General features: G+C 30.7%; 30 protein-coding genes and 1 pseudogene. 3 read left to right on the forward strand and 28 right to left on the reverse strand.

The window, feature by feature from the left end:
• Nucleotides 1-117: 117 nt before the first annotated feature.
• The 12 genes and pseudogenes from BUC31_RS17195 to BUC31_RS17245 all read right to left on the reverse strand — a co-directional run bounded on the left by BUC31_RS17195 (nt 118) and on the right by BUC31_RS17245 (nt 8837).
• Nucleotides 118-993 carry an ankyrin repeat domain-containing protein gene (locus BUC31_RS17195; protein WP_073246570.1) on the reverse strand — a complete coding sequence of 292 codons (876 nt, stop codon included), beginning with the start codon at nt 991-993 and terminating at the stop codon, nt 118-120.
• Between the two features lie 163 nt (nt 994-1156).
• Nucleotides 1157-1384 (reverse strand): hypothetical protein, encoded by a 228-nt coding sequence (locus tag BUC31_RS17200; RefSeq protein ID WP_073246572.1) that lies wholly within the window; start codon nt 1382-1384, stop codon nt 1157-1159.
• A gap of 33 nt (nt 1385-1417) precedes the next feature.
• Nucleotides 1418-2002, reverse strand: coding sequence for a ParA family protein (locus BUC31_RS17205; RefSeq protein WP_073246574.1), 585 nt, complete (start codon nt 2000-2002; stop codon nt 1418-1420).
• Nucleotides 2003-2004: 2 nt separating this feature from the next.
• Complete coding sequence (locus BUC31_RS17210; protein ID WP_073246576.1) at nt 2005-2457, reverse strand: DUF6730 family protein; 453 nt, start codon at nt 2455-2457, stop codon at nt 2005-2007.
• A gap of 2 nt (nt 2458-2459) precedes the next feature.
• The gene (locus BUC31_RS17215) at nt 2460-3323 is read right to left on the reverse strand and encodes a relaxase/mobilization nuclease domain-containing protein (protein WP_073246578.1); all 864 of its coding nucleotides are present in this window, start codon (nt 3321-3323) and stop codon (nt 2460-2462) included.
• Nucleotides 3320-3625: a mobilization protein MbpA gene (gene mbpA, locus BUC31_RS17220; RefSeq protein WP_073246580.1), complete on the reverse strand. Its 306-nt coding sequence runs from the start codon at nt 3623-3625 to the stop codon at nt 3320-3322. The genes BUC31_RS17215 and mbpA overlap by 4 nt, the downstream gene beginning before the upstream one ends.
• Nucleotides 3626-3719: 94 nt before the next feature.
• Nucleotides 3720-4481: a DUF6371 domain-containing protein gene (locus BUC31_RS17225; protein ID WP_170861979.1), complete on the reverse strand. Its 762-nt coding sequence runs from the start codon at nt 4479-4481 to the stop codon at nt 3720-3722.
• Nucleotides 4482-4565: 84 nt separating this feature from the next.
• Nucleotides 4566-4736 (reverse strand): annotated as a pseudogene (locus tag BUC31_RS20695) (PG0870-related protein); the annotation flags it as partial.
• Between the two features lie 200 nt (nt 4737-4936).
• On the reverse strand, nt 4937-6286 hold the full coding sequence (locus tag BUC31_RS17230; RefSeq protein ID WP_073246584.1) for a DUF3987 domain-containing protein: 1350 nt from the start codon (nt 6284-6286) through the stop codon (nt 4937-4939).
• A 94-nt stretch (nt 6287-6380) separates the two neighbouring features.
• Entirely contained in the window at nt 6381-6671 is a 291-nt protein-coding gene (locus BUC31_RS17235; protein ID WP_073246586.1) for a hypothetical protein, read from the reverse strand.
• Nucleotides 6672-6756: 85 nt separating this feature from the next.
• Complete coding sequence (locus BUC31_RS17240) at nt 6757-7572, reverse strand: hypothetical protein (protein WP_073246587.1); 816 nt, start codon at nt 7570-7572, stop codon at nt 6757-6759.
• Complete coding sequence (locus BUC31_RS17245) at nt 7563-8837, reverse strand: tyrosine-type recombinase/integrase (RefSeq protein WP_244534071.1); 1275 nt, start codon at nt 8835-8837, stop codon at nt 7563-7565. The genes BUC31_RS17240 and BUC31_RS17245 overlap by 10 nt, the downstream gene beginning before the upstream one ends.
• Before the next feature lie 605 nt (nt 8838-9442).
• Here BUC31_RS17245 and BUC31_RS17250 point away from each other — a divergent pair.
• Both BUC31_RS17250 and BUC31_RS17255 read left to right on the forward strand, forming a co-directional pair.
• On the forward strand, nt 9443-9727 hold the full coding sequence (locus BUC31_RS17250; protein WP_073246591.1) for a TIGR03643 family protein: 285 nt from the start codon (nt 9443-9445) through the stop codon (nt 9725-9727).
• Between the two features lie 138 nt (nt 9728-9865).
• Nucleotides 9866-11323, forward strand: a complete 1458-nt coding sequence (locus tag BUC31_RS17255; RefSeq protein WP_073246592.1) for a cryptochrome/deoxyribodipyrimidine photo-lyase family protein — start codon at nt 9866-9868, stop codon at nt 11321-11323.
• Between the two features lie 475 nt (nt 11324-11798).
• Here BUC31_RS17255 and BUC31_RS17265 read toward each other — a convergent pair whose 3' ends face one another.
• From BUC31_RS17265 to BUC31_RS17275, 3 genes are all read right to left on the reverse strand, one after another.
• Nucleotides 11799-12320: a glutathione peroxidase gene (locus BUC31_RS17265; protein WP_073246596.1), complete on the reverse strand. Its 522-nt coding sequence runs from the start codon at nt 12318-12320 to the stop codon at nt 11799-11801.
• A gap of 120 nt (nt 12321-12440) precedes the next feature.
• Entirely contained in the window at nt 12441-13139 is a 699-nt protein-coding gene (folE, locus tag BUC31_RS17270) for a GTP cyclohydrolase I FolE (protein ID WP_073246598.1), read from the reverse strand.
• Complete coding sequence (locus BUC31_RS17275; protein ID WP_073246599.1) at nt 13102-13512, reverse strand: 6-pyruvoyl trahydropterin synthase family protein; 411 nt, start codon at nt 13510-13512, stop codon at nt 13102-13104. The genes folE and BUC31_RS17275 overlap by 38 nt, the downstream gene beginning before the upstream one ends.
• Before the next feature lie 424 nt (nt 13513-13936).
• On the opposite strand from BUC31_RS17275, the gene BUC31_RS17280 reads away from it, so the two are divergent.
• Nucleotides 13937-15259, forward strand: a complete 1323-nt coding sequence (locus BUC31_RS17280) for a GAF domain-containing sensor histidine kinase (protein ID WP_073246601.1) — start codon at nt 13937-13939, stop codon at nt 15257-15259.
• Here BUC31_RS17280 and BUC31_RS17285 read toward each other — a convergent pair.
• From BUC31_RS17285 to BUC31_RS17345, 13 genes are all read right to left on the reverse strand, one after another.
• The gene (locus tag BUC31_RS17285) at nt 15256-16275 is read right to left on the reverse strand and encodes an adenosine deaminase (RefSeq protein ID WP_073246603.1); all 1020 of its coding nucleotides are present in this window, start codon (nt 16273-16275) and stop codon (nt 15256-15258) included. The genes BUC31_RS17280 and BUC31_RS17285 overlap by 4 nt on opposite strands.
• A 139-nt stretch (nt 16276-16414) precedes the next feature.
• Nucleotides 16415-17455 (reverse strand): succinylglutamate desuccinylase/aspartoacylase family protein, encoded by a 1041-nt coding sequence (locus tag BUC31_RS17290; RefSeq protein WP_073246605.1) that lies wholly within the window; start codon nt 17453-17455, stop codon nt 16415-16417.
• Between the two features lie 11 nt (nt 17456-17466).
• Nucleotides 17467-17850 (reverse strand): DUF3037 domain-containing protein, encoded by a 384-nt coding sequence (locus BUC31_RS17295; RefSeq protein ID WP_073246607.1) that lies wholly within the window; start codon nt 17848-17850, stop codon nt 17467-17469.
• A complete protein-coding gene (locus BUC31_RS17300) occupies nt 17840-18619 on the reverse strand; it encodes a HipA family kinase (protein WP_073246609.1) in 780 nt (259 codons plus the stop codon). The genes BUC31_RS17295 and BUC31_RS17300 overlap by 11 nt, the downstream gene beginning before the upstream one ends.
• Nucleotides 18620-18663: 44 nt before the next feature.
• Entirely contained in the window at nt 18664-18999 is a 336-nt protein-coding gene (locus BUC31_RS17305) for a hypothetical protein (RefSeq protein ID WP_139252004.1), read from the reverse strand.
• 32 nt (nt 19000-19031) lie between these two features.
• Nucleotides 19032-19709 (reverse strand): hypothetical protein, encoded by a 678-nt coding sequence (locus BUC31_RS17310; protein WP_073246613.1) that lies wholly within the window; start codon nt 19707-19709, stop codon nt 19032-19034.
• Between the two features lie 117 nt (nt 19710-19826).
• Nucleotides 19827-20558: a YoaK family protein gene (locus BUC31_RS17315; RefSeq protein WP_073246615.1), complete on the reverse strand. Its 732-nt coding sequence runs from the start codon at nt 20556-20558 to the stop codon at nt 19827-19829.
• Nucleotides 20559-20790: 232 nt separating this feature from the next.
• Nucleotides 20791-22491: a DMP19 family protein gene (locus tag BUC31_RS17320; protein WP_073246617.1), complete on the reverse strand. Its 1701-nt coding sequence runs from the start codon at nt 22489-22491 to the stop codon at nt 20791-20793.
• 97 nt (nt 22492-22588) lie between these two features.
• On the reverse strand, nt 22589-22906 hold the full coding sequence (locus BUC31_RS20400; protein ID WP_170861980.1) for a hypothetical protein: 318 nt from the start codon (nt 22904-22906) through the stop codon (nt 22589-22591).
• A gap of 75 nt (nt 22907-22981) precedes the next feature.
• A complete protein-coding gene (locus BUC31_RS17330; protein ID WP_139252005.1) occupies nt 22982-23806 on the reverse strand; it encodes a hypothetical protein in 825 nt (274 codons plus the stop codon).
• A 119-nt stretch (nt 23807-23925) separates the two neighbouring features.
• Entirely contained in the window at nt 23926-24246 is a 321-nt protein-coding gene (locus BUC31_RS17335) for a hypothetical protein (protein WP_073246890.1), read from the reverse strand.
• Between the two features lie 418 nt (nt 24247-24664).
• Nucleotides 24665-25060: a hypothetical protein gene (locus tag BUC31_RS17340; RefSeq protein WP_073246621.1), complete on the reverse strand. Its 396-nt coding sequence runs from the start codon at nt 25058-25060 to the stop codon at nt 24665-24667.
• Nucleotides 25061-25444: 384 nt separating this feature from the next.
• Nucleotides 25445-25636, reverse strand: a complete 192-nt coding sequence (locus BUC31_RS17345; RefSeq protein WP_073246623.1) for a hypothetical protein — start codon at nt 25634-25636, stop codon at nt 25445-25447.
• Nucleotides 25637-25640 lie beyond the last annotated feature (4 nt).

The following is a 25640-nucleotide window of genomic DNA, read 5'->3' on the forward strand; positions in this document are numbered from 1 at the left end:
CTATTTAGCCCTAAAGTCCGCATTACGTTTAGGTTTTGTTGGCAAATCGTTTTTTTCTAGTTTATCGCTAAAATCAGTTCATTGAAATTAGTCCGACACGGTAAAAACTGAATCTTTTTAATTCGATTTTAATAACTTTAGTACTTCTTTAGAATTAAAATTATTCCATTGCTTTGCGGCTATTAATGCACTAGTTTTTTTACGCCCATTATCAAACACTTTGTTTGGGTCTGCACCTGCTTTTAAAAGTAAATCAATGACCTCCAAACAACCTTCTCTAGATGCATGTACTAAAGTATTTCCGCCATAGCCCTCAGGATTGGCGTCAGCACCTCTAGATATGAGTAAGTTGAAAATTTCAGGAGATTTTACAGCTCTATAAATTGCATAGAATTGGTCATTGTAATAATTTGTTCCATTTGGATTTGCTCCATAATCTATAAGGAAATTGACTATTTCTATATATTGGTGTTGAACAGCTTCCACTAAAAAACCGTCTAACATCTTATCTGTAATTTCATCTTTGTACATTTCTAAATACATTTCTAAATAGGGTAAATTACCGTTTTTAACTGCACCAGAATAAGGATGTTCTAAAACCATTTTTTTTGAATGTATCAATACAAGTAGCTCATTCCGTTCTTTTAAATCTTCCTTTTTCATAGTAAATCTTGGAGGTAAACAACCTTTTTGATTGCTATCGAATGATTCAATATCACCAATTACTGCTGAGAACAAGTATTTTAACGTGTTATTATGAAATGAATAATTTTTAAGTACATTGTTTAATAACTTGAGTTTATCTTTCCGATAAAGCCATCGTATACTAACATAATCCAAAATGCTGTCTTTGCCTTGATTTTTTTCATTAAAATATTTAATCCCTTCATCTTCATTTATTGCGTCATAATTAGAAAAGTTATTGAAATCATCAAATTGAGAAAAACAATTCAATGATAATAACACTACAAACACAAATATTAAGTTTTTCATTTTTTTTAATTAAAGGTTTGTTAAAATGTTTGCCAACGAAGGTATAATGAACATATGTTCATTATACCTTCTAATATAAGTTGTTTGCAATATCTGAATATTATTCGGGTAAACTTATTTGATATTTAAATTTTCTAAAGTAGACGGTTATAAATATCCAGATTTATTGATTTAGATAATTATGGATGCTTTCGTTAATTATAGATTTAACACTCCTATCTTCTTCCAAAGCTTTAGTTTTTAATTTTCTCAAAATTGTTTTATCAATATAAAAAGAAAATTGCTTTTCGTTTTTAGTAATTGATATTTCTGGAACTACTTTTTGAATGGATGTATTTGGCTTAGAAGCTTGCGCTTTGGCTATTAAACTATAAAACTCATTTTTCGACATGGTATAGATTTATATAATTATATATTTCCTGATTTATATTAAAGTTGTTAAGACCTCTTTTGTTAAGCTATCAATTTGCCTTTGCGCATTTCTATCGGCTGTAACACCCTTAAGCAAAGGAGATCTAGTAAATGCTACCAAATCACTTATCATTGTTTGCGCTATTTTTATTTTATGAGAATCAAGGCTTTTCAAGATATCTTCGGTAATGGTTGTATTAGCTTTTACCATGTTCAAGATAATCATGGTATTGTTCTCTTTCATTTCGTCTTTAATCAAACTTATCGTATTGTCAATAGCTAGCAAATCAAGTATTCCGGCTTTTGTTGGTACTAATATTAAATCTGCAATTTTGATAAGTCCTTTCAACTTTGACGATAGGTAAGGAGGTGTATCAATAAAAATAAAATCTAAATTGTTGTCAATCGTTAAAATATTTTCATCTGTGGTTATTTGAAACGAATTAACAATTTTTGAAAGCTGAGATAGACTGCCTTGAGCATCGATGTCGAGAATAGCAACTTTTGAATGCTCACTTAAATTTTGAGCAAGATTGTAGGTTAATGTACTTTTTCCCACTCCACCCTTTTGATGTGTAATTAAAATGATTTTTGCCATAGTTATTCAGTTTTAGTTTTGCTCCATTTTTGATAAGTATCGTTGGCTTCTTTATTTTCTTTCAAGAAGGTGCTGAAGTGATTTATCACTTCATTTTGACCCTTTTCATAATATTCGTTATTTGTTTTTGATGCATCCTTGATTTCGTAAATTGAATAGCTTGTCAATGAAAAACAGAACAAGATCAGTGTTCCAAATAAGACCAAAAGCCAAGTAGGGTAGTGGTTTGATTTTGATAATCTCTTGGTCAACTCGGAAATTTTTTTGTGTTGTACTGTGGATAGTTCTTCTTGCTGTTTCAGATTGATGTTTAAGACCGACTTCATTTCCTTTATATCTGGCGATACAGGAGTAGTTCTTAATTTTTCAGACAATTGTTCCATTCTATGGAGTTGTACCTTAAAATCGCTTAATTCCTCTACTAAAAGCTCTGCTAAATCATCAATTTTTGCCATGGTTATAATCCTATTTCAATTCCCTTAGTTATAATTTGTTTCACTGCCTTTTTTGTTAAACCCATTATCATGTTAGTACTTAATTCGAGGACTCTACCTGCTATGTTCACAGCTTTGTTAGAATGTTGAAGTATTTGTCCGCTACTATTAATGGATAGGCCATTTGCAATCTTACCACCGCTCATGGAACGGTGTACTTCACTTCCTTTGAGGTTTATACCTTTGTACTCAAATCTAAAACCTTGTAGTTTTCCTCCCTTATTAATACTTGGGATTACTTCTACATTTCTTGAAGCCATTTTTTTTATGTAATCGTTAAAAGTTTTGGGGTGTTCCTTTTTTAAAATTTGAAGATGAATTGAGTGTATTTCATTTCTAACTTTTTGTAATGGTTTAAGTTTCTCAGCTTGTACTTCTTTTACCGTTTTTAGGTCCATTTCAACAGCTACTTGTCTAGCAGCTTCATTACTACGTTTACCTATGAAACTATCTGGATATGCTTTACCTTTAAAATCGATTCTATTGACATACAAATGAATATGAGTGTGTGCTTTGTCTCTGTGAACAAAAGCGATTGCCTGTCTTTCGGTTAAATTCATATTTTCTATAAATTTTCTAGAAATAGTACCTAGTTGATTTTTAGAAAGTTTTTTACCATCCTCAATGGTTGGGCTTAAAACAAAGCTTAATGTATTTCTATTACAATTCTCGTTCATACTCTGAATGATTTCAAATTCCTTGGTAAGTTCCTGTGGAGTTTCTCCTGCTAGATATTCTTTTAATACTATAGATGCATCTTTTTCCTGATTCATACCATACGACATTGAGGCATTTGTATGTGATATGGATTTACCTTTCCCAATCATTTTTTGAATTTGTTAAGATGTTCTTTAAGCTCCTTAGATAGAGCATATACTTCATCGCTTAATTGAGGGTTTCTTTTTCGAAACATATTACCTATCAAAGTGAAATTTCTACTATAGGTTGAAATGGTTTTGAATGCTTCAATTTCCTCTTCGGTTAATCTTGCGGTTATTTCTTTATTGAACGCCGCCCTAAAACAAAATTCACTCAAGGATAGCCCCGAGTTTTTCGCCTTAATTTTCAAAAGTTTTTTTTCGTAAATAGTACATCTGAATTTGGTGATTACCCTTTCTTTTTTTCTCATTTGTTTCTATTTTATTTTGCGACCATCGGGAGAAAAATCAAGATTGTGGGCCCAGCACACACATCTTGAATTCTTACTCAAACTCTAAACTTGATTACCGCATTAATTCTAGGTCAAATACTTCAATTAGATTCTGTAGTTGAATGTTTAGTTTTAATAACTTATTTAGATTTTCAGATTTTATATCGTTAATAATTATTCTTTCTTTATTGACTTTTAAAAAATAATCTGCGATGTCATAACCCTTAGTTTTTTGTTCCTCGGTAGCCTTACTTTCTAATAAATCTGATGTGCTAATATTGTAACCTTTCCTAAATAAGTCATCTGATTTTTTCTTCCATTGTGTGTATGGATTTTCGTTAATTCTGGATACACCCAAGTCTGGATAAAGAATAATTCTTCTGTCTTTTATTGGACTTAATTTCTTTTCGTTTATACCATTTAAACTTCCTGCTGCTAACCAAATGTATTTGTCAAAGAGGATACTCATTATACAGGCAGTTTTTTCAGATTCGACTATTGCAATAGCATTGTTACTTTTATTAATCAAGTGTAGTCCAAAAAAGCATTGACTCAAGTTGAACTCCCTTAATTGATTATTTTTGATTTGATAGGAATGCATCCAGTTAATTATTTTGGAACGTTTACCGTTTTTAGAATACATCATCATTTTGCCACTACGTATTTTTTTAAAATTGTCTATTTGCCAAAAAATTGTAGCATTGTTCCAGAATGTTGCAGTACCTACTTGATATAAATTAATTATGTTTTCAACTTTATCAGTTGGGAATATTGATTTTAAATATTCAATGAAATTATTATTGGTATTAAATCTTAAACTCTGTTTTAAATCCACTTTGTTGTGATATGTTGTATCCTTTTTTACTTGCTTATAATTACTAGTTAGATGTGGAGTATATGTATTGGATGTATTTTTAAAATACATTTTTGGACTTAAGTGGTAACCGCAATTGATTTCTCTATCACATCTTCCGACTATTTCAGAAATATTTTTTTGGTCTACTATATCCAGATATACAACAAATCTTTTTTTATTGCATTTTGGACATATATACTTGCGGCTACTTTTATCTAATATATACCTGTACACTTCACTTACTTCATTTACTTCACAAAGCCCTGATATATGGGGTTTAGAGAATTAATTTAATTTCATTTCATTTTCACTTACTTCACTAACTATCATTTTGGATTTCACTTACTTCATTAATATTTCACAAATAAAATATTGTATTAATCTGTTTTTCAATTATTTACTTCTGTTAGTGAAGTAAATGAAGTAAGTGAAGCCTATAGTACTTTCTTATAATTACCTCTGGAAACTCTCTTGAACAACTTTCGATCGTTTAGATAAGTTTTGAATTGTCTATCACTAATCCTTGGTTTTCCATTTTTTCCTGTTTTACAGGCAGTTTTTAATCCCTCGGCGGTTGTAAACTCTTTATCTAGTTCTGCATAAATATTTCTTTGCAATTCAGTTAAAGATTCTAAGTAATTTTTTGTGCTAGTCTGTACTCTAACCCTAATAGCATTTACTTTGTAGTATTCGAATAATTTTATACCGGCTTTAATAGCGTTTAATTCTATTTGGATTCTATCACCTTCTTTACAAGCATAGCATAACAGTTGTATTATCAAAGAGAAGCGTAAAACATATTGTTGAAGTTTAATTTCAATACTTCTTTCATAATCAAACAAAAAATCTTCTGGTCTATCGTTTTGCCAGTTGAATAAATACTCCTTGGCGTTTTGTTCAATAGGAAGTAATTCTTTTTTATTATCTAAATCTAATAGTGATGTAATAATGTTGTTATAGTTATTCAACAGTCTTTTATCTACTTTGTTAATATTCCATTTTATAGTTTTTGGATTGGTAGGATAGACAAAAAGAAGACGGTCCATAAACCCGTTTGAATTTCTGCCTTCCCTTGCGAATTCTTTTAATACACTTATTTGTGTGCTTCCAATAACCCCTATAAATGGTTCATCAATTCGCATGCTTTTACCAGATGCGCGGTCCAAGAAAATTGGTGAACCGCTCCACATACTTAAATAGGTTTCTGCTTCTCCAGAATTATTATATCGGTTAAAATTTTTCAACCACCCACTCAGTTCGTCAACATAAATACATATTCCATTAGGATTATTTTGAAGAATATATAGAAGAGCTTCAGGTGTAAAATCACTTATTAAATTCTTTTTTAGAAGTGGTTTTTTAAGACTTTTATTGTCCTCTTTAGAAGTGTTATTTTTCTCAAAGTCATCTAATAGTTCTTGATACTCTATATAATATTCGCTGTCTTTTTTATGAATAGGATTAAAACAAAATTTAAGAGCATGACTTTTTGAGTCACCAGGTCTTCCAACTATTACCATAAATAAGTTGCACTTTTCATTCCAATCTTCTTTTACTGATAATCGGTATTTTAGACCTATAGCTGTTGAAGCTGCCGACAATATTCCAGAGCCTAAATAGTCTATAGAAAATTGAAATTTGTTATTAGCTTCTAATATAATTTCTTGAATAGCATTGGGAAAAATATCGAATGGAAAAATATTTTCATTGTCTTCAGTGTTTTTGAGGAAGTCCATTTCTAAATCAGCTAAACTTACACTTCCTAATATTTCATTTGTGGTCATAGTGTACTTGATAAAATCGTATATTTGACCTATACGATTGGAGGTTAAGGCTTCAATTGTAATAAAATAATAAAGCATAAAATGTTAGAGCATTTTATGCTTTTCGTGTTTTATATCCAAAGTGTTTTTTTTGATTTTCCGAGTCGAAAATTTGAAAATGGGGTATTATATATGGCTTTACCTTTGCTTTAGGAATAATCTCTCCTCTATTTATTCTATTTATTATGGTAGCAGGTGTACATTTTTGAATAATAGATGCTTCCTTGACTGTATAGTACTTTTTGGTAAAGTCTTCTTTAGGTGGGTTTAATAGTTTATCAAGTTTCTCATTAACTTGAGCTAGTTCATTGTAAATTGGATCGAATGGGTTTGTGACGTTTTTCATATCTATTAATTATAGTTTGATACGTCGAAAGTATTGGTTGTTTCTGCTAAAACTTGAGATTCTTAAGAATCTCAAAAAAATTAACTTAATTAACCTTATTTAATTCATCTAAAAAGTAAAATTGTTCTAGTTTGGAAAATAGTTTATCTCCTTTGTTGGATTCTGGTTCCTCTAGAGTTTTCAAAACCTTACATAATGTCCCATATGAAAAATTTCCGAATTGCTTTTCGAAAATCTCATGAACAATCCCTCTTGAAGGAAAATTTATTATTCCCATACTTTTTAATTTAAAAATTAAAACAGCATAATATTCTTTTCCTAAAACTATTCTATTTTGATTATTAATTATTTCATGTTTTTTTAATAATTCCATAAGTCTTATCAGCTTTGTTTTTTCAATAAAAATATTATCTAGTGAATAAGTCAAGCCTTTCTCGTAAGAGCCAATAATATGAATATACTTTAGCGTTTTTTTTGTGTTTTTTTTTAAGTCACTCAGAAATAAATATTGCATTCTGTCATCATTGGCATTTTTAATATCACTTAATAATACTTTTAAAATCCAATTCTCATGTTCTTTAAATGATGTTCTTTTTGCAGAAGAGCTTAATAGGTAGTAGTGTTTGAAAAGAGATTTGTGGATATTAAAGTCCAACTTATAATTTTCATAATCTTCTAGGTTCATTTTATAAATTACATTTTCAGTCTCTTTGAATGTTTCAATTTTAAGATCTTCATAGACTTTATAAACGTAATTTTTAATTGACCCATATTTAATGACTAAATAAATGATATAAATATTGGAAGTTATGATATCTAAAAAAGGTGTAGCTGAAGTATATTCAATTAAAAATTCTTCTTTATAATCAATATGCTCAAGATTATTAAAATTTAGTTCCATACGTTTTCCATAAATTTTATTCGATGATTTTCGTTTGGTCGGTAATAATTATTGAATACTTCTAAACTTTTATGTCCAGTATAACTCATGATGATTTTATCCGGAATACCTTCGTTTTTCATTATGGTAATAAAACTTCTCCTGGCTGTGTGTGAAGAGATTCTGTCATGCATTGGAGATTCGGTCTCAATGATTTCATTTCCAACTTTCATGGATTTTTTTATCATTTCATTATAACCAAGTTTTATAAACAGTTCCTTTAAGTAATCATTAAATTTTTGATTCGAATATTGTGGCAAGTTATAGTCGTACTTTTCTAAAATTTGTTTTGAGTAACTATTTAACGGTATCCTTAAAGATTTTGTTTTGTCTTTAACATCAATAACATTGATATGACCGTTTGAAACATCTCTTTTTCTAACTTTACTATAATTGGAAAAGCGCATCCCGGTCGATACCCCAAAAACAAAGAGGTCTCGAATTTTTATTAATTTTTTGTTCCTCCCTAAATTGAAAGAATAAATTTCGACTATTTGTGATTTGGTTAAGGCGATTTCATCTGTAGCAAATCTCTTTATGTTTTGAAATTGTTTAAAATCTTGGTTATAAGTGTACTTGTTATCCAAAGACCAATACATGAATGTTTTAAAAAGCCCGATATTTCGGCTAAGTGTATTTGCTGAATGTTCTTTTTTTTCAACACAATACTGTATGAATTTATTATAAAAGTCTTTATTGATGTTAGAGTACCGCATAGTATAATTGGCTTCCTTGCTAAATGACTTTAATAATTTTTCGTTGTACTCATAACGTTTGATTGTAGATTCACTATTGGCAGCTCCTGTCTTGTCATTCTTTTTTTCAATTAAAAAAATACTATATGCATTAAATATGTCTTTCGTTTTACCGGAGATATTTTTGAATTCAAGATTAAATTCTTCTTTAATTTTTTCGATGGTTAGTACTTCTCTAATAGAAATGTATCTATTTACTACTTCAGTGAATTTATTAGAATATCTGGAAAGTTCATTGTCTATTATTTTTCTATTGGATACATCCTTATCTCTACCTGTCAAATTTTTTGGACGTATGTTTCTGAAATCCCAATCAGATGGATGAATTCTAATTCCTGTAGAATACACAAATTTTTTCCCCTCTTCTTTGAAATATGCACTAAACAGAATAGGGGATAACTTATCTTTTTTTGGATATTGTAATTTGAAAGAGTAATGCATAAATATTGTTATTGCCAATTTCGTTGCCAATTCTTTTAGATATAGTTATATATTGTTAATGAAATTGGCGCTAATATTTATGCTAAATTATATATAAATTAGGGTTTTATAGGGGTTAAGGATAAAATTTAACACAATAGGTTCGAATCCCTCTTTCTCCGCTTAGAGCAAAGCTCAATATCGTTAAGATATTGGGCTTTTTTCTTTTAAGACATGTTGAAAACATAGTTTTCATAAATGGAGTGAAAGAAAAAAGACCTAATTTTTTTTGCAATTTGAGGTTTATTATCAGGTTCGTAGGTTGAGGGATGCATATTGTGTATTCCTGTTTGTGATATTATGGTTCTCAAAATCTACTTATTAAGTATTCTTTATATAAAAAAATGCTATCCCAAAAATTGCTTAATAAGCTAATTTCTCTCTTTGGTTATTAAGTCTTTCTTATTTAAGTATAATTCAATTTTTAATCTATTGGTAAGGCAGTAGTTTTAAAGTTTAATAAAGTTTTGTTTAATATATTTACAGTTTAATTAAACAAATTTGTAATTTTATTTATTGTTAAGAAATGATACTTTTTAAAAATTTTCAAATTATTTAAAAAGAGAACAGACAAATAAAATTTACAGGTAAAGTATATGGATATAAAATCATTCAATAGTATAGAATTAGATCGTATTATAGAGATGGCTTGGGAAGATAGAACACCGTTTGAGGCTATATTGTTTCAGTTTGACTTACCTGAAAAAGATGTTATTAAAGTAATGCGCGGCAATCTAAAAGAGTCTAGTTTTAAACGATGGCGTAAAAGGGTTAATAGTGGTACAAGTCAAAAGCATTTAAAAAAGCGCAGTTCAGAAATCTCACGATTTAAATGTTCACGTCAAAGAGCTATTTCGGGTAATAGAATAAGTAAGCGTTAGATTTATTTAATAGGTTCTAAAACTAGTTTTTTAATTAGCTATTACATTCTTATAACTATTAATTGTCACTACATACTTAAGATATACAAAAATAGGATGTAGCTATTTCTTCTTAAATAAATAAAAATCAAATTAATCTTGCGCAAAACAAAACTGAATATTGTATGGTTGAAACGTGATTTACGTTCACAAGATCATGAACCTTTACTTCATGCAGAAAGAGCAGGTATTCCATATATAATTATCTATCTATTTGAACCATCTCTAATTCAATATCCAGATACAAGTTTAAGGCATTTACAATTTATTTATCAATCTATTTTAGCTTTGAATTTAACGTTAAAGCCATATAATAGGTGTGTTACGCTCTTTTATGGTGAAGTTGAAAGTGTTCTGGAATACCTTAACAATCATTTTAAAATTAATTCACTTTTTAGCTATTGCGAAAGTGGAATAAAATTAACGTGGCAGCGAGATAAAAAAGTAAAACAAATTTGCAATAAATACAGTATAATTTGGCAAGAATTTCAGCGTGACGGTATTTTAAGAGGTATTAAAAATAGAGAGGATTGGAGTAAACAATGGCACTTAAAAATGCATCAACCTATAATTAGAAATAAGTATTCGGTATCTGATTTAGAGCCATTAAAACATCCCTTTTTATTACCACAAGAGTTTAAAACTAATATAGAAAAAACCAATAGTAATTTTCAACCTGGGGGCGAAGAGAATGCTATTCGCTATTTAAAATCTTTTGCAACCAAAAGAGGTAGTAATTATCAGAAGCATATTTCAAAACCAACAGAAAGTAGAAAAGGGTGTAGCAGATTATCACCATATTTAGCTTGGGGAAATATAAGTGTTAAACAAGTATTTCAATTTGTAGGTACTCACCCTAACGGAACCAAAAATAATAGAGCATTTTCAGCTATGTTAACTAGATTATTTTGGCACTGTCACTTTATTCAGAAATTTGAGGTAGCATGTAGTTATGAAACAGCGTGTATCAATAAAGGTTATGAACTGTTAACGCATAAAAAAAACGATACCTATATTAAAGCATGGAAGTTAGGGTTAACGGGCTATCCTTTAATTGATGCTTGTATGCGAGCTGTAGAGCAGACTGGGTGGATAAATTTTAGAATGAGGGCAATGGTAGTTTCATTTTTGACACTCAACCTAGATCAAGATTGGAGAGAAGGTATCTATCATTTGGCCAGGCTATTTTTAGACTATGAACCAGGTATTCATTATCCTCAATTTCAAATGCAGGCCGGTACAACTGGTATTAATACTGTACGTTTATATAACCCTGTAAAGAACTCTCAAGAACATGATGTTGATGGTGTTTTTATAAAAAAGTGGGTTCCAGAACTTGCAAACGTTCCTGTAGTGCACATTCACGAACCATGGAAAATGACAGTTATGGAACAATCTTTCTGTGAAGTTATTATTGGTGAAGATTATCCATTACCAATTGTTGATTTACAAGAAAGTGCAAGGCTTGCAAGAGAGAAAATTTGGGAACATAAAAATCATCCTGCCGTGCAAAAAGAAAAATATCGACTACTAAGAACTCATGTGAACAGCAAATAGCATGATTTTTAAAAGCTTTTTTAAGAGCACAGTTTTAAAATCTAATGGTTATTCTTTATGATATTTATTTAAATAAAAATACATTCTAAAAGAAAAATCAATGTCCATAGTATAGTTCTTGACCAATTCTTTTTATTGAGCGATATGAGTACTTTGTGGTCAAAATCTTTATTTGTAATGCGGTTATGAAGTGGTACAAATTGTAACATTGTAATCACCCAGATAATGATTATAAAAAATAATTTTATCAACTGATAGGGTTGGGTTTCAATAATACAATGGTATATAGATAGCGTTAATTGACCAACCATCAACGGACCAACGATACAGGCAATTAACCTAGTATATTTTTTATGCCATAAGACTAGGTTCTTATGATTGTAAAACTTAAAACTCGGATAAATGATTAATTGCACTATCCAAATGAGTACTACTAATCCAAAATCAATAAGTATTCGTAGTATTTTAATTGACATTATAAATGCTTGATTATTTTTGAACTAAAAGGCTTCGTTATTGAATAAAAATAATCAACTAAGTCTCCATCTTTATTAATCAAATACTTCTGAAAATTCCATTTTACAGTGGAGCTTTTTTTGCCATTAAATTCTTTTTTTGTCAACCATTCATATAAAGGGTGTTGTTTGTTACCCTTTACTTCGATTTTTTCTGTAAGTAAAAAATTAACACCATAGTTACGTTCACAAAAGGTTTTAATTTGAGAACTATCACCAGACTCTTGTCCTCCAAATTGATTGCAGGGAACCCCTATGATAGTTAGATTTTTATAGGTATCACTTAGTTTTTGTAAATCTTTATATTGATTGGTGAAGCCGCATTCTGAAGCCACATTTACAAATAATATATGGTTACCAATAAATTTAGAAAGGTCAATGGATTTGCCTTCAAGTGAATTTATTTTTATGTCATAAATAGAAGTTTTGGTAGTCATGGTTTTTTTGATGGGAGCTGTTTTTGCTTTCTCTACTTTTTTCATTGACTTAATTTAAAGTGAATTATAGGAAACTAAGTACCAGATTAGAATGATATTCAGTTATAAAATTGTAATGCTTTTTCTTTACACTTGCCACTGTTATTATAAGTTCGAGCTAGTTTGTTAATTCAAATAATTTTGTAATTCTGCAATCTTACTTGATGTATTAAATATACCTCCATAAAAAGAAGTTACTGTCGCAGAAGTATCATCTTTAATACCTCTCGATGAGACACATAAATGCTTGGCGTCTATTATTACGGCTACATCTTCAGTTTCTAATATTTGTCTAAGCTCAGCAGCTATTTGATTTGTTAATCTCTCTTGTACTTGCGGTCTCTTGGCATAATATTGAACAATTCTATTAAGCTTCGAAAGTCCGATCACTTTACCAGAAGAAATATACGCGATATGAGCTTTACCTATAATCGGTACAAAGTGGTGCTCACAGTTCGAATAAAAGGTTATATTTTTTTCTACCAGCATTTGATTATACTGATATTTATTATCAAATAATGCTACTTTAGGTTTATTAGCAGGGTTTAAACCTGAAAAGATTTCATCTATATACATTTTAGCAACACGATTAGGTGTTCCTTTCAAAGAATCGTCTTCAAGATTCAGCCCCATAACATCCATTATTTGTGAAAATAAATCTGCTATTTTATCTTTTTTTTCTTCGTCAGATATCTTGAAAGCATCTGTTTTCATTGGAGTTTCAAGACCTGTGTAGATATGGTCATCACCTATTTCTTCTTCTGAAAATCCATTTAAATTGTTTTCTTTAGTAAGGGTATTCAACATAATTTCTTGGTGTTTCATATAGTTTAATCTTTAACTCTAGATTTGATTCTATCTCAATTTTCAAAATATCGTAAATGACTATTGCTATATTTTCAACAGTTGGGTTAAGGGTTTTAAATTCTTCAGTGTCTAGATTTAGATTTTTATGGTCAAATCGATTTAAAATTTTTTCTTCAATCAAATCAGATAAAATTTTGGTATCTATTACGTAACCAGTATCCTTATTGCAATAACCAATGACTTTAACTTCTAGTTCGTAGTTATGCCCGTGAAAATTTGGATTATTACATTTTCCGAAAATCTCTTTATTTTTCTCATCGCTCCAATTTGAATTATGCAATCTGTGTGCTGCATTAAAATGTTCACATCTTACTATGGCTAGTTTGTTCATGTTTTAAAGAAAATGTTTGTAAAAATTTCAACACTCAAAGGTATTTAAATTTGTTTAAGTAATCATGTTAAATATTAAACAAAATTTAAATCTACAGAAAAAGAAATGATAGGGTAATGTTCGAAGTAAATGGTTGCATACCGTATTTGATTCATGAAAACATAGTTTTCATGAATAGAATGAAAGAAAAAAGCTCCAAATCTGATTTTACAATGTGGGCTTTATTTGTAGGACCAGTGCTTAAGGGATGTACGAAGTGAATCACAATTTAGTACTTTACCATAATTGTAAAATCCAATTTCATTCGCCAGCTCTGTATTTTCATAGGTTAATTTTTTTAAAAGGATTATATTATATTTATTATATCAAAAGTAACCTGCGTCTTATATTTGCTGCTGTTAAAACAACTTCTCTTAGATAGACTATGATAAAAGCCAAAATTCATGATAGGGAACAAGAGCGTCTTGCGCTTCTTAATTCATATTCCATTTTAGACACACTGCCTGAAAAAGATTATGATAACCTTACCAAGCTAGCGGCTGAAATTTGTCAGACACCAATTTCATTAATTACACTTTTAGATGATAAAAGACAGTGGTTTAAATCTCACTACGGACTAGGAGTTTCTGAAACACCTATTGAAGATGCTTTTTGTGCACACGCTATTACAGGTAATGACCCCATTTTTACTACTGAGGATGCTCGTGAAGATGAACGATTTCATGACAACCCTTTAGTTATCGGTGATCCCAACATTGTTTTTTATGCCGGTATTCCTTTAAAGAATGCAAGTGGTTTACCATTGGGTACTTTATGTGTTATTGATAATAAGCCAAGAAAGTTAACTGAGAGCCAAAAAGAATCACTTAATATTTTGTCTGAGCAGGTCATTAATTTACTGGAACTTAGAAAGAATAAACTAGAACTTGAACGAGCTCATAAAAAACTTAAAAAATTTTCTAAAAAACTTGAGAAAAAGGTTTTTCAACGTACCAATCAATTAGAAATCAAGACCATAAAGTTAGAGTTGATGATAAATGATTTGGCTTCGTTCAACCATATTTGTAGTCACGATTTGCAAGAACCGTTACGAAAAATACAAATGTTCATTTCTCAGTTTAGTGATAATGAGTTTCATAATTTATCTACTGCTGGTAAGCACAAATTAGAACGAATAGATTTGTCTGCTGCTCGTATGCGTAATTTAATACAAGATTTACTTGTATATGGAGCTACCGAAACCATAGATAACAGTTTAACTACTATGTCTCTAAAAAGGCTTGTTTTAGATGTAAAGGATGTTTTAAGTGAAGAGCTTAAGGAGCATAAAACGGTACTTAAAATTGAAAAAGACTGTGATGTTACAGTTAGACCAATACAGTTTAAGCAGTTGCTATTCAATCTGTTTACCAATGCTATTAAGTTTACCAAAAAAGAAGAAAAGCCTGTAATAAGAGTGAAGGGCAAGGTTGTTCACGGAGCAGATTATCCTCTTTTACACTTAAATGGCGAAAAGCGATATTCTCATATTATAGTTTCTGATAACGGTATTGGTTTTGACCAGAAATATGAAAGTAAAGTCTTTAAAATTTTTCAGCGCTTACACAGCGACGAAGAATATCAAGGCACCGGAATTGGACTCGCCATTGTAAAACGTATTGTTACTACACATAACGGACATATTACTGTAGAAAGTTCGCTTGGTAATGGTGTTGTTTTTGAAATATTTATTCCTCTCGCAGATTAAAGCGATTTAAAATAATCTTTTACTTCTTTTATATGTTTTTCTTTGGATGCAACACTTAACCAACTTGCTTCAAAACCATTAATAGCTAATTGCTCTATTTGTTTTAAACTTAAATTAAGCGCTTTCGCAGTTTGGTAGTAGTTCTCATTCATATACCCACCAAAATAGGCAGGATCGTCTGAATGTATTGTGGCTAAAAGTCCCTTATCAAGCATCTTAGCAACGGGGTGCTCTTCCATCTTCTGAATCACCTTTAAGGCAACATTACTAGTAGGGCAGAGGGTAAGGGCAATTTTATCATCTACCAATCTTTTTACCAAAGTTTCGTCGGTTAGACAACGATTACCGTGATCTATACGTTCTACATTTAAAATATCTAAAGCTTCCCAAATGTAATCTGCCGGACCTTCTTCACCTGCATGGGCAACTAGTTTATAGCCTTGCTCTGCAGATGCTTTAAATACTTTTTCGAACTTACTTGGCGGATTTCCCATTTCTGATGAATCCAAACCTACGCCATCAATAATGTCTTTAAACGGTAATGATTCTTCTAAGGTTTTAAAAGCGTCTTCTTCACTTAAATGACGCAAATAGCTCATGATGAGTTTATAGGAAATATGTAATTCATTTTTTCCTTTTTCTAAAGCGCGGTGAATTCCTTTTATTACAACTTCAAAAGCTACACCTCTTTCTGTATGTGTTTGTGGGTCAAAAAACACTTCTACATGCTTTACATTTTCGCTGTGCACCTTGGTAAGATATGCCCAAGTCAAATCAAAGAAATCTTGCTCATATAACAGTACTTGCGCACCAGCATAATAGATGTCTAAAAACTCTTGAAGGTTATTAAATTTGTATGCTTCTTTAACCGATTCAATAGAGTCATATGGTAACGTAATATTATTTCTCTTTGCAATCTGGAACATTAATTCTGGTTCAAAACTCCCTTCTAAATGTAAGTGAAGTTCCGTTTTTGGAATGCCTTGAATTATTCTCTGTAGTTCTGATGATTGCATTTATCTGAGATTTAAATAATTTTATGAGGTATGTAGGTCAGTATATTTTGATAAACTTACTTATTCTATTTGAAATTTAAGCGAGTGATCGGTAATAGCGTTAATAATTGACCCTATTTTATATGAAATACTTCTATTTCTACTTTATTCCATAGCCAATACACATTACTGTTTCGTCCTTATTTACTGGTGGTGTGCCTATTTTGTATAGTATAATACCAGAATTGGGTGCTTTTAGTACTGTTAAGGGTGTACCAAAAATGTCTTGTATCTGACCAACAATTTCCCCTGCTGTTACTGTATCTCCTGCTTCAAAATTACTTATAAATATACCTTGGTATTCAGATTTTAAATAGGATTGCTCCGTAATGCTTTTAAAACTTGTAGCACTCGTTTTTTCGGAATTATACATGTTCATTTCTGATAACATATTGTATACTCCCATTTTAATTAGATCTACCGCTTCGTTTTGTACTTGACCGAGTTTGCCGCTTTCCAGGCTTAACGCAATTTTATCATCTTGCACAGCTTGTTTAAAAGCGTATTTGGCAGGTTCTGTTTTTTTAAGGGTATATGGATAAGATACTATATAACTAAATCCGCTTGCTTCAGCTAGTTTTTTTGCCATAGCCGTTTCTTTTGGGTTGTCGGTATTGTTATAGTAACATGCAAATGGTAATAAATCTTCATTGGCATCGCCACCATGTATATCTAGAAATACATCGGTTTTTGCTATAATTTCATTCGTAATAAAATCTGCTATTCGTTCTGTAATTGAACCCGATTTATAACCAGGAAAGGTTCTATTCAGATTTATATCATCTTTCGGATTTACAAACGGAGTACGACCAAAAAACGCAGATGGGTTTGCCATTGGAAGCATTATTATTGTCCCCGTAAGTTTACTGGTGTCAAATTCGTTCAGTAGTTCTTGTGCCGCTATAATAGGAGGATATTCATACCCATGAACTCCAGACACCATGGTAAAAACCGGACCAGTATTTTTACCTTTAATTATGATAACAGGAATAGAATCTAAGTTGCCTTTATCATCAGTAAATGTTACGTAAAAGCTTTTACTACTTGGTCTGTTGGTGTCGTTAAAGTTGGTTTCAAATTCGTTTTGGGCTTGAATAAAATTGCTAATAATTAATAGCAATAGTAATATCGCTTTCTTCATCTTTTGAATTTTTACAATATGTACTTATTAAATATATCTTCGAGCTCTTTTTCTGGATCGGTACTAAGTCCGGATCGGGTAGTAGAGCTTTGTATGACTGTGCTTCTGCATGCTGTTAACCATCCAAATCTATCAGGTAAATCTAACTTTCCTATTGGTCCGCCAGCTTCCTTCCCTTCACAGATTAATTTCCAGGCTTTTAAATAATCATTCAGTATTTCATATTCTATTTCTGGAGAAAAGGCTTTTAACTTATCCTCACTGATATGATATTTGATATCTAAAAATTTTGTCCGTTTACAAAATAAAATCACACCAACATTAAAGAACTCTTCTCTTTCAACTTTGGGTACGATCCTAACTATCGCAAATTTGAAGGTATGTCTATCTTGCATCTTCTGCTTCTTTTACTAAAACATCGATCATAGATAGCTTAGTGGTTATAAATTTAATATAGGCTGCTCTTTTTTCATCCGCATTTAAAATATCAGATTCGCTCGTCAACCAATCTTCAGGTATTTTAGTTACAATCTCTGTTATTTTTTCTAACGTGATAAATTTTTGAATTTCTGCAGCAGCTTCAGATAGGGCAGTGGCTTGTTGTAAAAGCACATGGTCTTTTATAAACGGAAATGTTCTGGTAAGGTGACTCTCCCAAGTCTCCCAATTATGATGAAAGTAGAAACTTGCTCCGTTATCTATCACCCATAATTCATTATGCCAATATAATAGATTTGCATTTTTAGCCGTGCGGTCAATATTGCTTATTAAACTATCTAAGACCACAACTTTTGATGCTGTCATGGCATCTGCCGTAGAAATTAAAGGATCGAAAGTAATAGCGCCAGATAAAAAGTGTAAACCAAGGTTAAGCCCTACACTAAACTTCAATAAATCTTGAATTTCTTCGTCTGGTTCGGTCTGCCTAAAAGAATCTTCTAAATTCATAAATACCAACTCAGGTACTTTTAAACCGATTGCACGCGCCAATTCGCCACCAATAAATTCAGAAATAAGCGATTTTTTACCTTGCCCAGAGCCTCTAAACTTCAGTACATAGAGAAAATCATCGTCGGCTTTTACAATGGCAGGCATAGAGCCACCTTCACGTAAGGGCTGTAAATACTGAACAACATCTACTGTTCTAATATCAAGTGTATTCATACTGCGAAGATATTGTTTGTAGTGTTATTTATACTCTGGTCTAACTAAATAACATTGATTACTTTTTCTAAAATATAATGCGTGACCCCAACAATAACAGCTATTAAAGAAATAATAATAAAACGAAATAACGTTGCTTTGCTATTGCCTTGAAGTTTGTTGTTCAAATAAAATACGTCGAATAAAATGAATATAAGTGCAATTATACAGCCAACGATTGCGCCAACTTGTACTAAAGCCCATTCATATACCATACTTGCAAACGAGAATTTGTCATCGTCAGATTCTGGTGGTGCACCTAAAACAATGCGCATGTGTAGTAACCCTAGAAGTATGGCTACAATAAACCAGCCGAGGTAATTAAGTATTCGTTTTACCATATATGGTTAACGCTTTTTGACTCGCTTTGTTATTACTCTACTTCATTTTCTAACGGAGAAATCATAATATGAGCTCTGTGCGTACCAGGATTCATGATCCATGGGTGATTGGGTGCAGACGGAGTTTCTGGTAAGCCTATAGATGCTGATGTAGCAAATGGTGTGTATATCACATAACGAAGCCTTGCGCCATCTACTTTTGATGTTTCTACATCATAAGCAGTATTAGGGCCATAGTAAATGTGTAAGGTGGAACCGGGAGTAATTTTAATTTTACCAGATTTTACTTCAGCCTCTCTAATCGCAAATATTTGGTCTGCTGATTTGCCTTCGGCACGTAAAGCTCTACCTCTTGCCATAAAAGGGTCTAGGTCTTTATGATAGCAAGCAGCATTGAAACCATCTTTCTTTGGGTCATCTGCAAGTACAATATATTCGCTATCACCTTCCTTTAAAGTTACAAACTCACCAGCCATATTATAACCAATTACTTTACTTGTAGCCCTACTTTCTGCAGGTGCTGCCATCAATGCCGTAGCAATAAGGTCTTCATTTGTTTCTATGGTTTTTAATTGCTTTTCTATTTTCGCAACGGCTTCTGTTGTTGTGTCTACATCTGTGCTTTCTGCAGATGTTGATTTAGATTTATCAGATGAATTACAAGAAATTAGTAGTGCAGCAAAAAGGAATGTAGAGAGTAGATGTTTCATGGTTTATGGTATTTAGTTTCAGCTTTATTAATACTCAAAGGATTATAGAATACTTTTAAAATTACGCAATCCTTTTTTATAAAATATAACTGAATTTTTCAAAAGGGTAATTAAAACTCAACGCTGCGTATATTTTCTTTTGGTGCGTATAAATTGATATCTAAAATCATCATAAAACAAACTTGCCAATAAAATTAGCGCACCAACAATGAGTGCATTCAATTTTAAGTTGAGTTGCAGGTACAGAAATCCGCCAATAATACCTCCGAGAAAGAAGAAGCAAATGATGTAAAGACGGAGTTTAATATTAGATTTTAATTTTTCTCTATTTGGATGCTTTTCTGGAAAAAATAATTGCGACAGCTCAATTCCTAAATCTGTAAATAGTCCCGTTAAATGTGTTGTTCTTACCACTGCATTTGAGATTCTTGTAACGAAAGAATTTTGAAGCCCCATAGCAAAGAGAAGCGCGCAGATAATTAAATCTGGATAAGTGATTTCAAAGGCATCGCTATAAAGCGGTATGGCTATTAGTATTAAACATTCTATTGCGGTTGGTAGTACAAAAACATTTAGTCTTTTATTCTTTCTAAATTTTTCAATCAGAAAACTAGAAAAGAACGATCCAAAGAGAAAAGAAAAAATATAGAGGAAATAAACAGTGCCTTTCCAGAACTCTAAATTAGCCACATCGTTCATAAACAATGCAAAATGCCCAGTAACATTGGTAGTCAGCTGGTTGTATGCCAAAAAACCAGTAACATTTACAATTCCTGCAACAAAAGATAAAATAGTGGCAATTTGCAGGTTGTGCTTTAATTTTCTGCTTTTGCCTTGATGTCTAAACATTCAACTATTAATTAATTCGGTATTAGAAAACGAAACTAATAGAAATAACTATTTTAACTTCATGTACTAAAAGCGGAGAACTTTTAATGAAGTAATTATACTAATCAGTAAGATTTCTATAAATACAAAGGTATCTAAATCTAGTACCAAACAAAGTATTCATATTATTTTTTTAAAGACGTAATTATCGAATGGAAGTTCATATTTAAATCTATCTATCATCTAATAAGCATTATGAGCTAAGCCTTAATTTAAAGTGAATGATCATATATGAATTTACTGCTTTACCATTTTTTATAGCTGGCTTAAACTTCATTTTATGAATGTTAGATTCTACTTCCTCTTTTAGAAAACCATTGTCTGCCATTAAAAAATTTAATTTGATTGGTTTTCCATTTTCATCAATTGAAACAAAATAGTTGTAGCTTAATTCGTAATCTTGTGTATAGCCATCAAATACAGAAACCGATGCTTTAAAGGAGTCTTCTAATGCTGTTTTATTTAAGATAATGGGGTAGGAGTCTGCAGTTTCTAGTTCTCTATTTATAAGCCACTGGTCTTCCATTTTACAAACGATGGTCGTTTTTACTTTAGGGTCAATAAATAGGGGTACATCTTTTTCAGAAACTATCTCTCCACTTTCATAGTACTTTTCGTCCTTTAAATTGCCGTTATTATAGAAAGACCTAGTGTACCCATGTTCTTTTCCATCTTTAAATTCTTGATATAGTGTAACTTTACCATTTGTAATACTTTTAGAAACACCATCTCTTAAGTAGTTTTTATATGCTGTTTCGTAAATATTTGTACTAGAACGAGATATCCATTCTGAATAATGAATACCTGTACCGTTTATTAGTGTTTGCTCGCCGTTTTCTTTCCAATAATTTATTAAACGTACTTTTTGGTTTATAGCTTCACCTTCAAGTTTCTTACTACCATCTTTCCAGTATAGAAACCATTTACCAATTCTTGTAATATTATTGGCAAAATTACTTTCTTCCTTTAATTGACTGTTGTCGTACCACTCTTTATACTCACCAAATTTTTTGTCGGTATCAGCTTTTCTTGTCTCTAATTTTTTAGGTATGCCGTTTTCATAAAACCATTTGTGTATTAATATATTCTCTTTATCACCGTTAGTTACTTCATATTTTAAGATTCCATTTTCATAAAACTTTTGGTAAATACCGGTTTTATTACCTTCGTTATATTCTATAAACTCCTCAAGATTTCCATTTTCAAAATAGGTTTTATAAGCTCCGTGAATTTTGCCTTTTTCAATACTAAATTCTTCTTTTAAATTTTGGTCGCTGTAATAGGTTGTATACGTGCCAGAAAAATTTAAATCGAATGATAAACCGTCTTCGTCTATGCAGATTTCATTGGGGTGTTTACGTATGTATTCTTCAATTAAAGACATGGTATTACTGTTCATGTCATAATATTTATCATCAAGTAAAGAAAGCTCATCCAACCTTTCATAAAGGTCGCTACCAAACAAATCGCTTTGTTGAGCTTTGTTCATTAGTTTCTTATTTTTTTGATAAATATTTTCTGCTTTTTGTACCAATTCAGCCATATCAATATCACCAATATATTTTAGACCTTTTATAATGGTTGGCATATAATCACCATACCCGTTATAGTAGAATTGTACAAAGCCACCATTTGTAACCTGTGCGTCTAAATACCACCAATAATAGAGTGCTTTTTGACCGTATGATAATGATTTACCACGCTCAATTTCATGTTCTTTATCTTGTACGAAATTTGATAATGGTTCAAGAACAAACCACCCAAAATCAAAACCACTTAACTTAAAGTAATCACCTTTATTAAGTTTTGGTTTAAAATGTTCTTTTTCATTAAACGCCCAGTAAGGATCATTCTTATTGTTGTCTTTGCGACCAAAGAATTGAAATAAACTCATTTTCTAAATTTTAAGGGATTTTTTTTTCTTTAAAAGCTATAAATGATAAATATAGAAATCTTCTACATGATGGAATAGAAAGCGATATTGTTGATTTTTAAATTAAGTAAGGAAGAATTTCTATGACTGAAGATAGAAATAGTAAACCAAGTGAAATTGTAATTATCGAATTGATTATAAGTCCAATTATTTTCTTTGTTGTATTGGGCTCTCTAATACCCATAAAAGAATACCCTAAACCGATAACCGCAGTAAAAGCAATGGCTAAAATTAAAATACCTAGTAACATTGATTTTAAGTCAGATCCTTGTTGTGTATCTAAAACCAAACTTGTTATTATGATGATAACAATTATTATTAATGCGACTATTGCATATTTATAGCTTATATTGGATTTTGGATTCTTAAATGTCATTTAGTTTTGATTGATTAACTAAGTCATGTAATAAAAGTTATAATTACATGACTTAGTATTTTAAAGCCTGTAGTATTATCTTGATCTGTGTTCTGGTAATAACGTGTATGTAAAGATATTATCATTTTGGTAATCTAAATAAAGCTCTTCGTTTCCATTACCATTTTCATAAGTAAAAACAGCTCTGCTAATTCTTCGATAATCTTCATCATTTTGACTATAAGAAATGACTTCAACGAGATTGCCATTTTCATAGGTGTATTCAATTTTACGTTGCCCTCTTTGATAGTAGATAATTTTTTTATTATCAGTATACTCAAACTTAAACGACTCTACTGTCTGAGCGATATTTTTTAGTTTATCTCCATCATACGTATAGATATATGCAGGATTTTTGACATCTTTCAGTTTTAAGTTTTTCTTTTTAGTTGCATCGGCATGGAAAGCTTCGATTATTTTACCGCCTTCGTAATTATAGAACCACTTACTTATTTGTGGTTTTTTAGCTCCGTGATATTTGATGTTTTTTAACGTCGCTATTTTACCATTTTCATCATAAGATAGTTCAAGATTGACACTGTAATAATATTGCTTAATCAAAATTGGTTTGTTGTTTTCAAGGTCCATTTCAAACCTAATCTTGTTTTCAGGATTGGTGGCTTCAATATGATTGTCACTGTATTTAAAATCTAAAGTAAAACTGTAATCAATGCTGCCATCTTGATTTTTAGTTGTTATTTTTTTTAATTTATCACCTTCATAACTTAATGTCGACCTGCCTTCAAGACTTTCTTTTTGAGTACTATGTTCATACCTATAATTTTTAATTTCAGATACACGCTGTTGTGCATTCATTTGCAAGCAAATAGCAAAGAATAATAGGGAAAATGTTTTTTTCATTGTTTAAGGGGTTTGTTGTTAATTGAATTTTCTTAATAATTAAGTAATAGAAAAAATATATTTAAAGGTTAATGATTTTTCTTATAAAATGCATTGCTAAACTTTATTCTAAGGTGAATTTACAACCCATCAAGAGCTGCAGATGAAGCTCCAAATAATGCAAGATTAGCAAAAACAAAAAGTAATAGAATGATGCCTATTAATGAGATGAATAAACCAATCATAGCAAGAGTTCTTGGTTTTTTAAAAATACCAATAAAAGAAAGTAGTAATCCTAAAAACCAAACGAACCAACCAAGAATAGGAATACAACCTATAATAAGTGTCAATATAGATAGTACAAAACCAGCAGTTCCAACACCATTACTATTACTGTTTTGATTAATTATAATGGTTTGACCATTGTTATTTTGGGAGTCGTTTTGTTGCGTTTCACTCATAATATTCAAGTAATTGGTGGTTGTGCTTAGTTTATTAACTAACCGTGGTTGTTCTTTAGAATTATTCTTCAGCCAAAATAGTAATTTCTTTTGGTAGAATTGTCTTACATTTTTTTGTAGTGTTAACAAGGTTGTCTTAAATCCCAGAACTTTTCAAGTGCTGTGCTCCAATTTTTGAAGTTTACTTTATTAACTAATGTAAGATTTGTGACGTATAAGGTTTACGATGTTATTGATTATAATTATTGTAGTTTCTGAAAAGTCAATATTAAAACAGAAGTAGCATAAATGAAAAGGGTAGTAGCCTATGACATATATAAGTACTTAAAAAATCACGTATTTAATAGCTATAATTTTCTTTTTGATATAAACTGAATTAGAGAACTGCCAGATTTGTTAATTAAAAAGTTGATCAACCTTAGATTTTTTTAAACCCAATTTGACCATTATCCATTTCATGCAATTGCCATGTAAATTCATATTTACCCCCGTAAGTATAAATATCTATCGTTTGTTCTTCTCTTTTGTATTCATATTTACCCCATTGGTTAGTTTTTTTTACAATGTAGTTTCCGCAACGTTGTGGGCTATTTAAATTCGCCGAATAAAGTCGATAAACACCACTCTTTCTAAAATCGATATTTAATGAACCTGAACTGGTATTACAATTGCCATAAACATTCAAATTTCTATTTTGATGTGGAACTATAGATTTTGTCCAGCAACCTATGATGTCAATGTTTTTATTTCTCTGATTTTGTGCAGAAATAGATAGGCTAAAAAGAATTATTAATAATAATATTATTCGTTTCATGAATAAATTATGATTCAAGAAGTGTACCAATTTAATTTAATTGAAGAGATAATTAATTTTCAATCTTTTGAGAGAAGAAGTTAATTGCACTGATACTAAATCATTCCCAATCTAAAATTTCTAATCCTATTCCTCCACTTTCAAGTGTAACTATTTTGAGCTCCATTGAATTATATTTTTCGGGTAAGCCGAGATTTTTAAAATCTTCAGGACTTTGTTCTTTGAATTCTTTTAACAACTCCTTAGAATGATAAATATTTATTATATCTGAATCCTTGTTAAAAGACCAGCTGTAATCCTTAAATGTTTCATTGCCACAAAATCCTGAAGTTAGATCGTAGTTTACTCTGCATTTGCCTGATTCAAGAAAGGTGACTATTATATTTAATTTTTCTTCTTGATTATTTGATGACTTCTCTTTTTTGAAAATGTATATATATCATCTTCTAATTCATATTCATTAAGGTCAAGCGTCCAATTGCCATAGAAATCAAATTCATAGTATGACTTATCTTGAGCATTTGCTGTTAAAGCAATTACAAAACAAATTAAAACCAAGTACATCGCTTTCTTCATACTT

The organism is Maribacter aquivivus, from assembly GCF_900142175.1.
GTDB lineage: Bacteria > Bacteroidota > Bacteroidia > Flavobacteriales > Flavobacteriaceae > Maribacter > Maribacter aquivivus.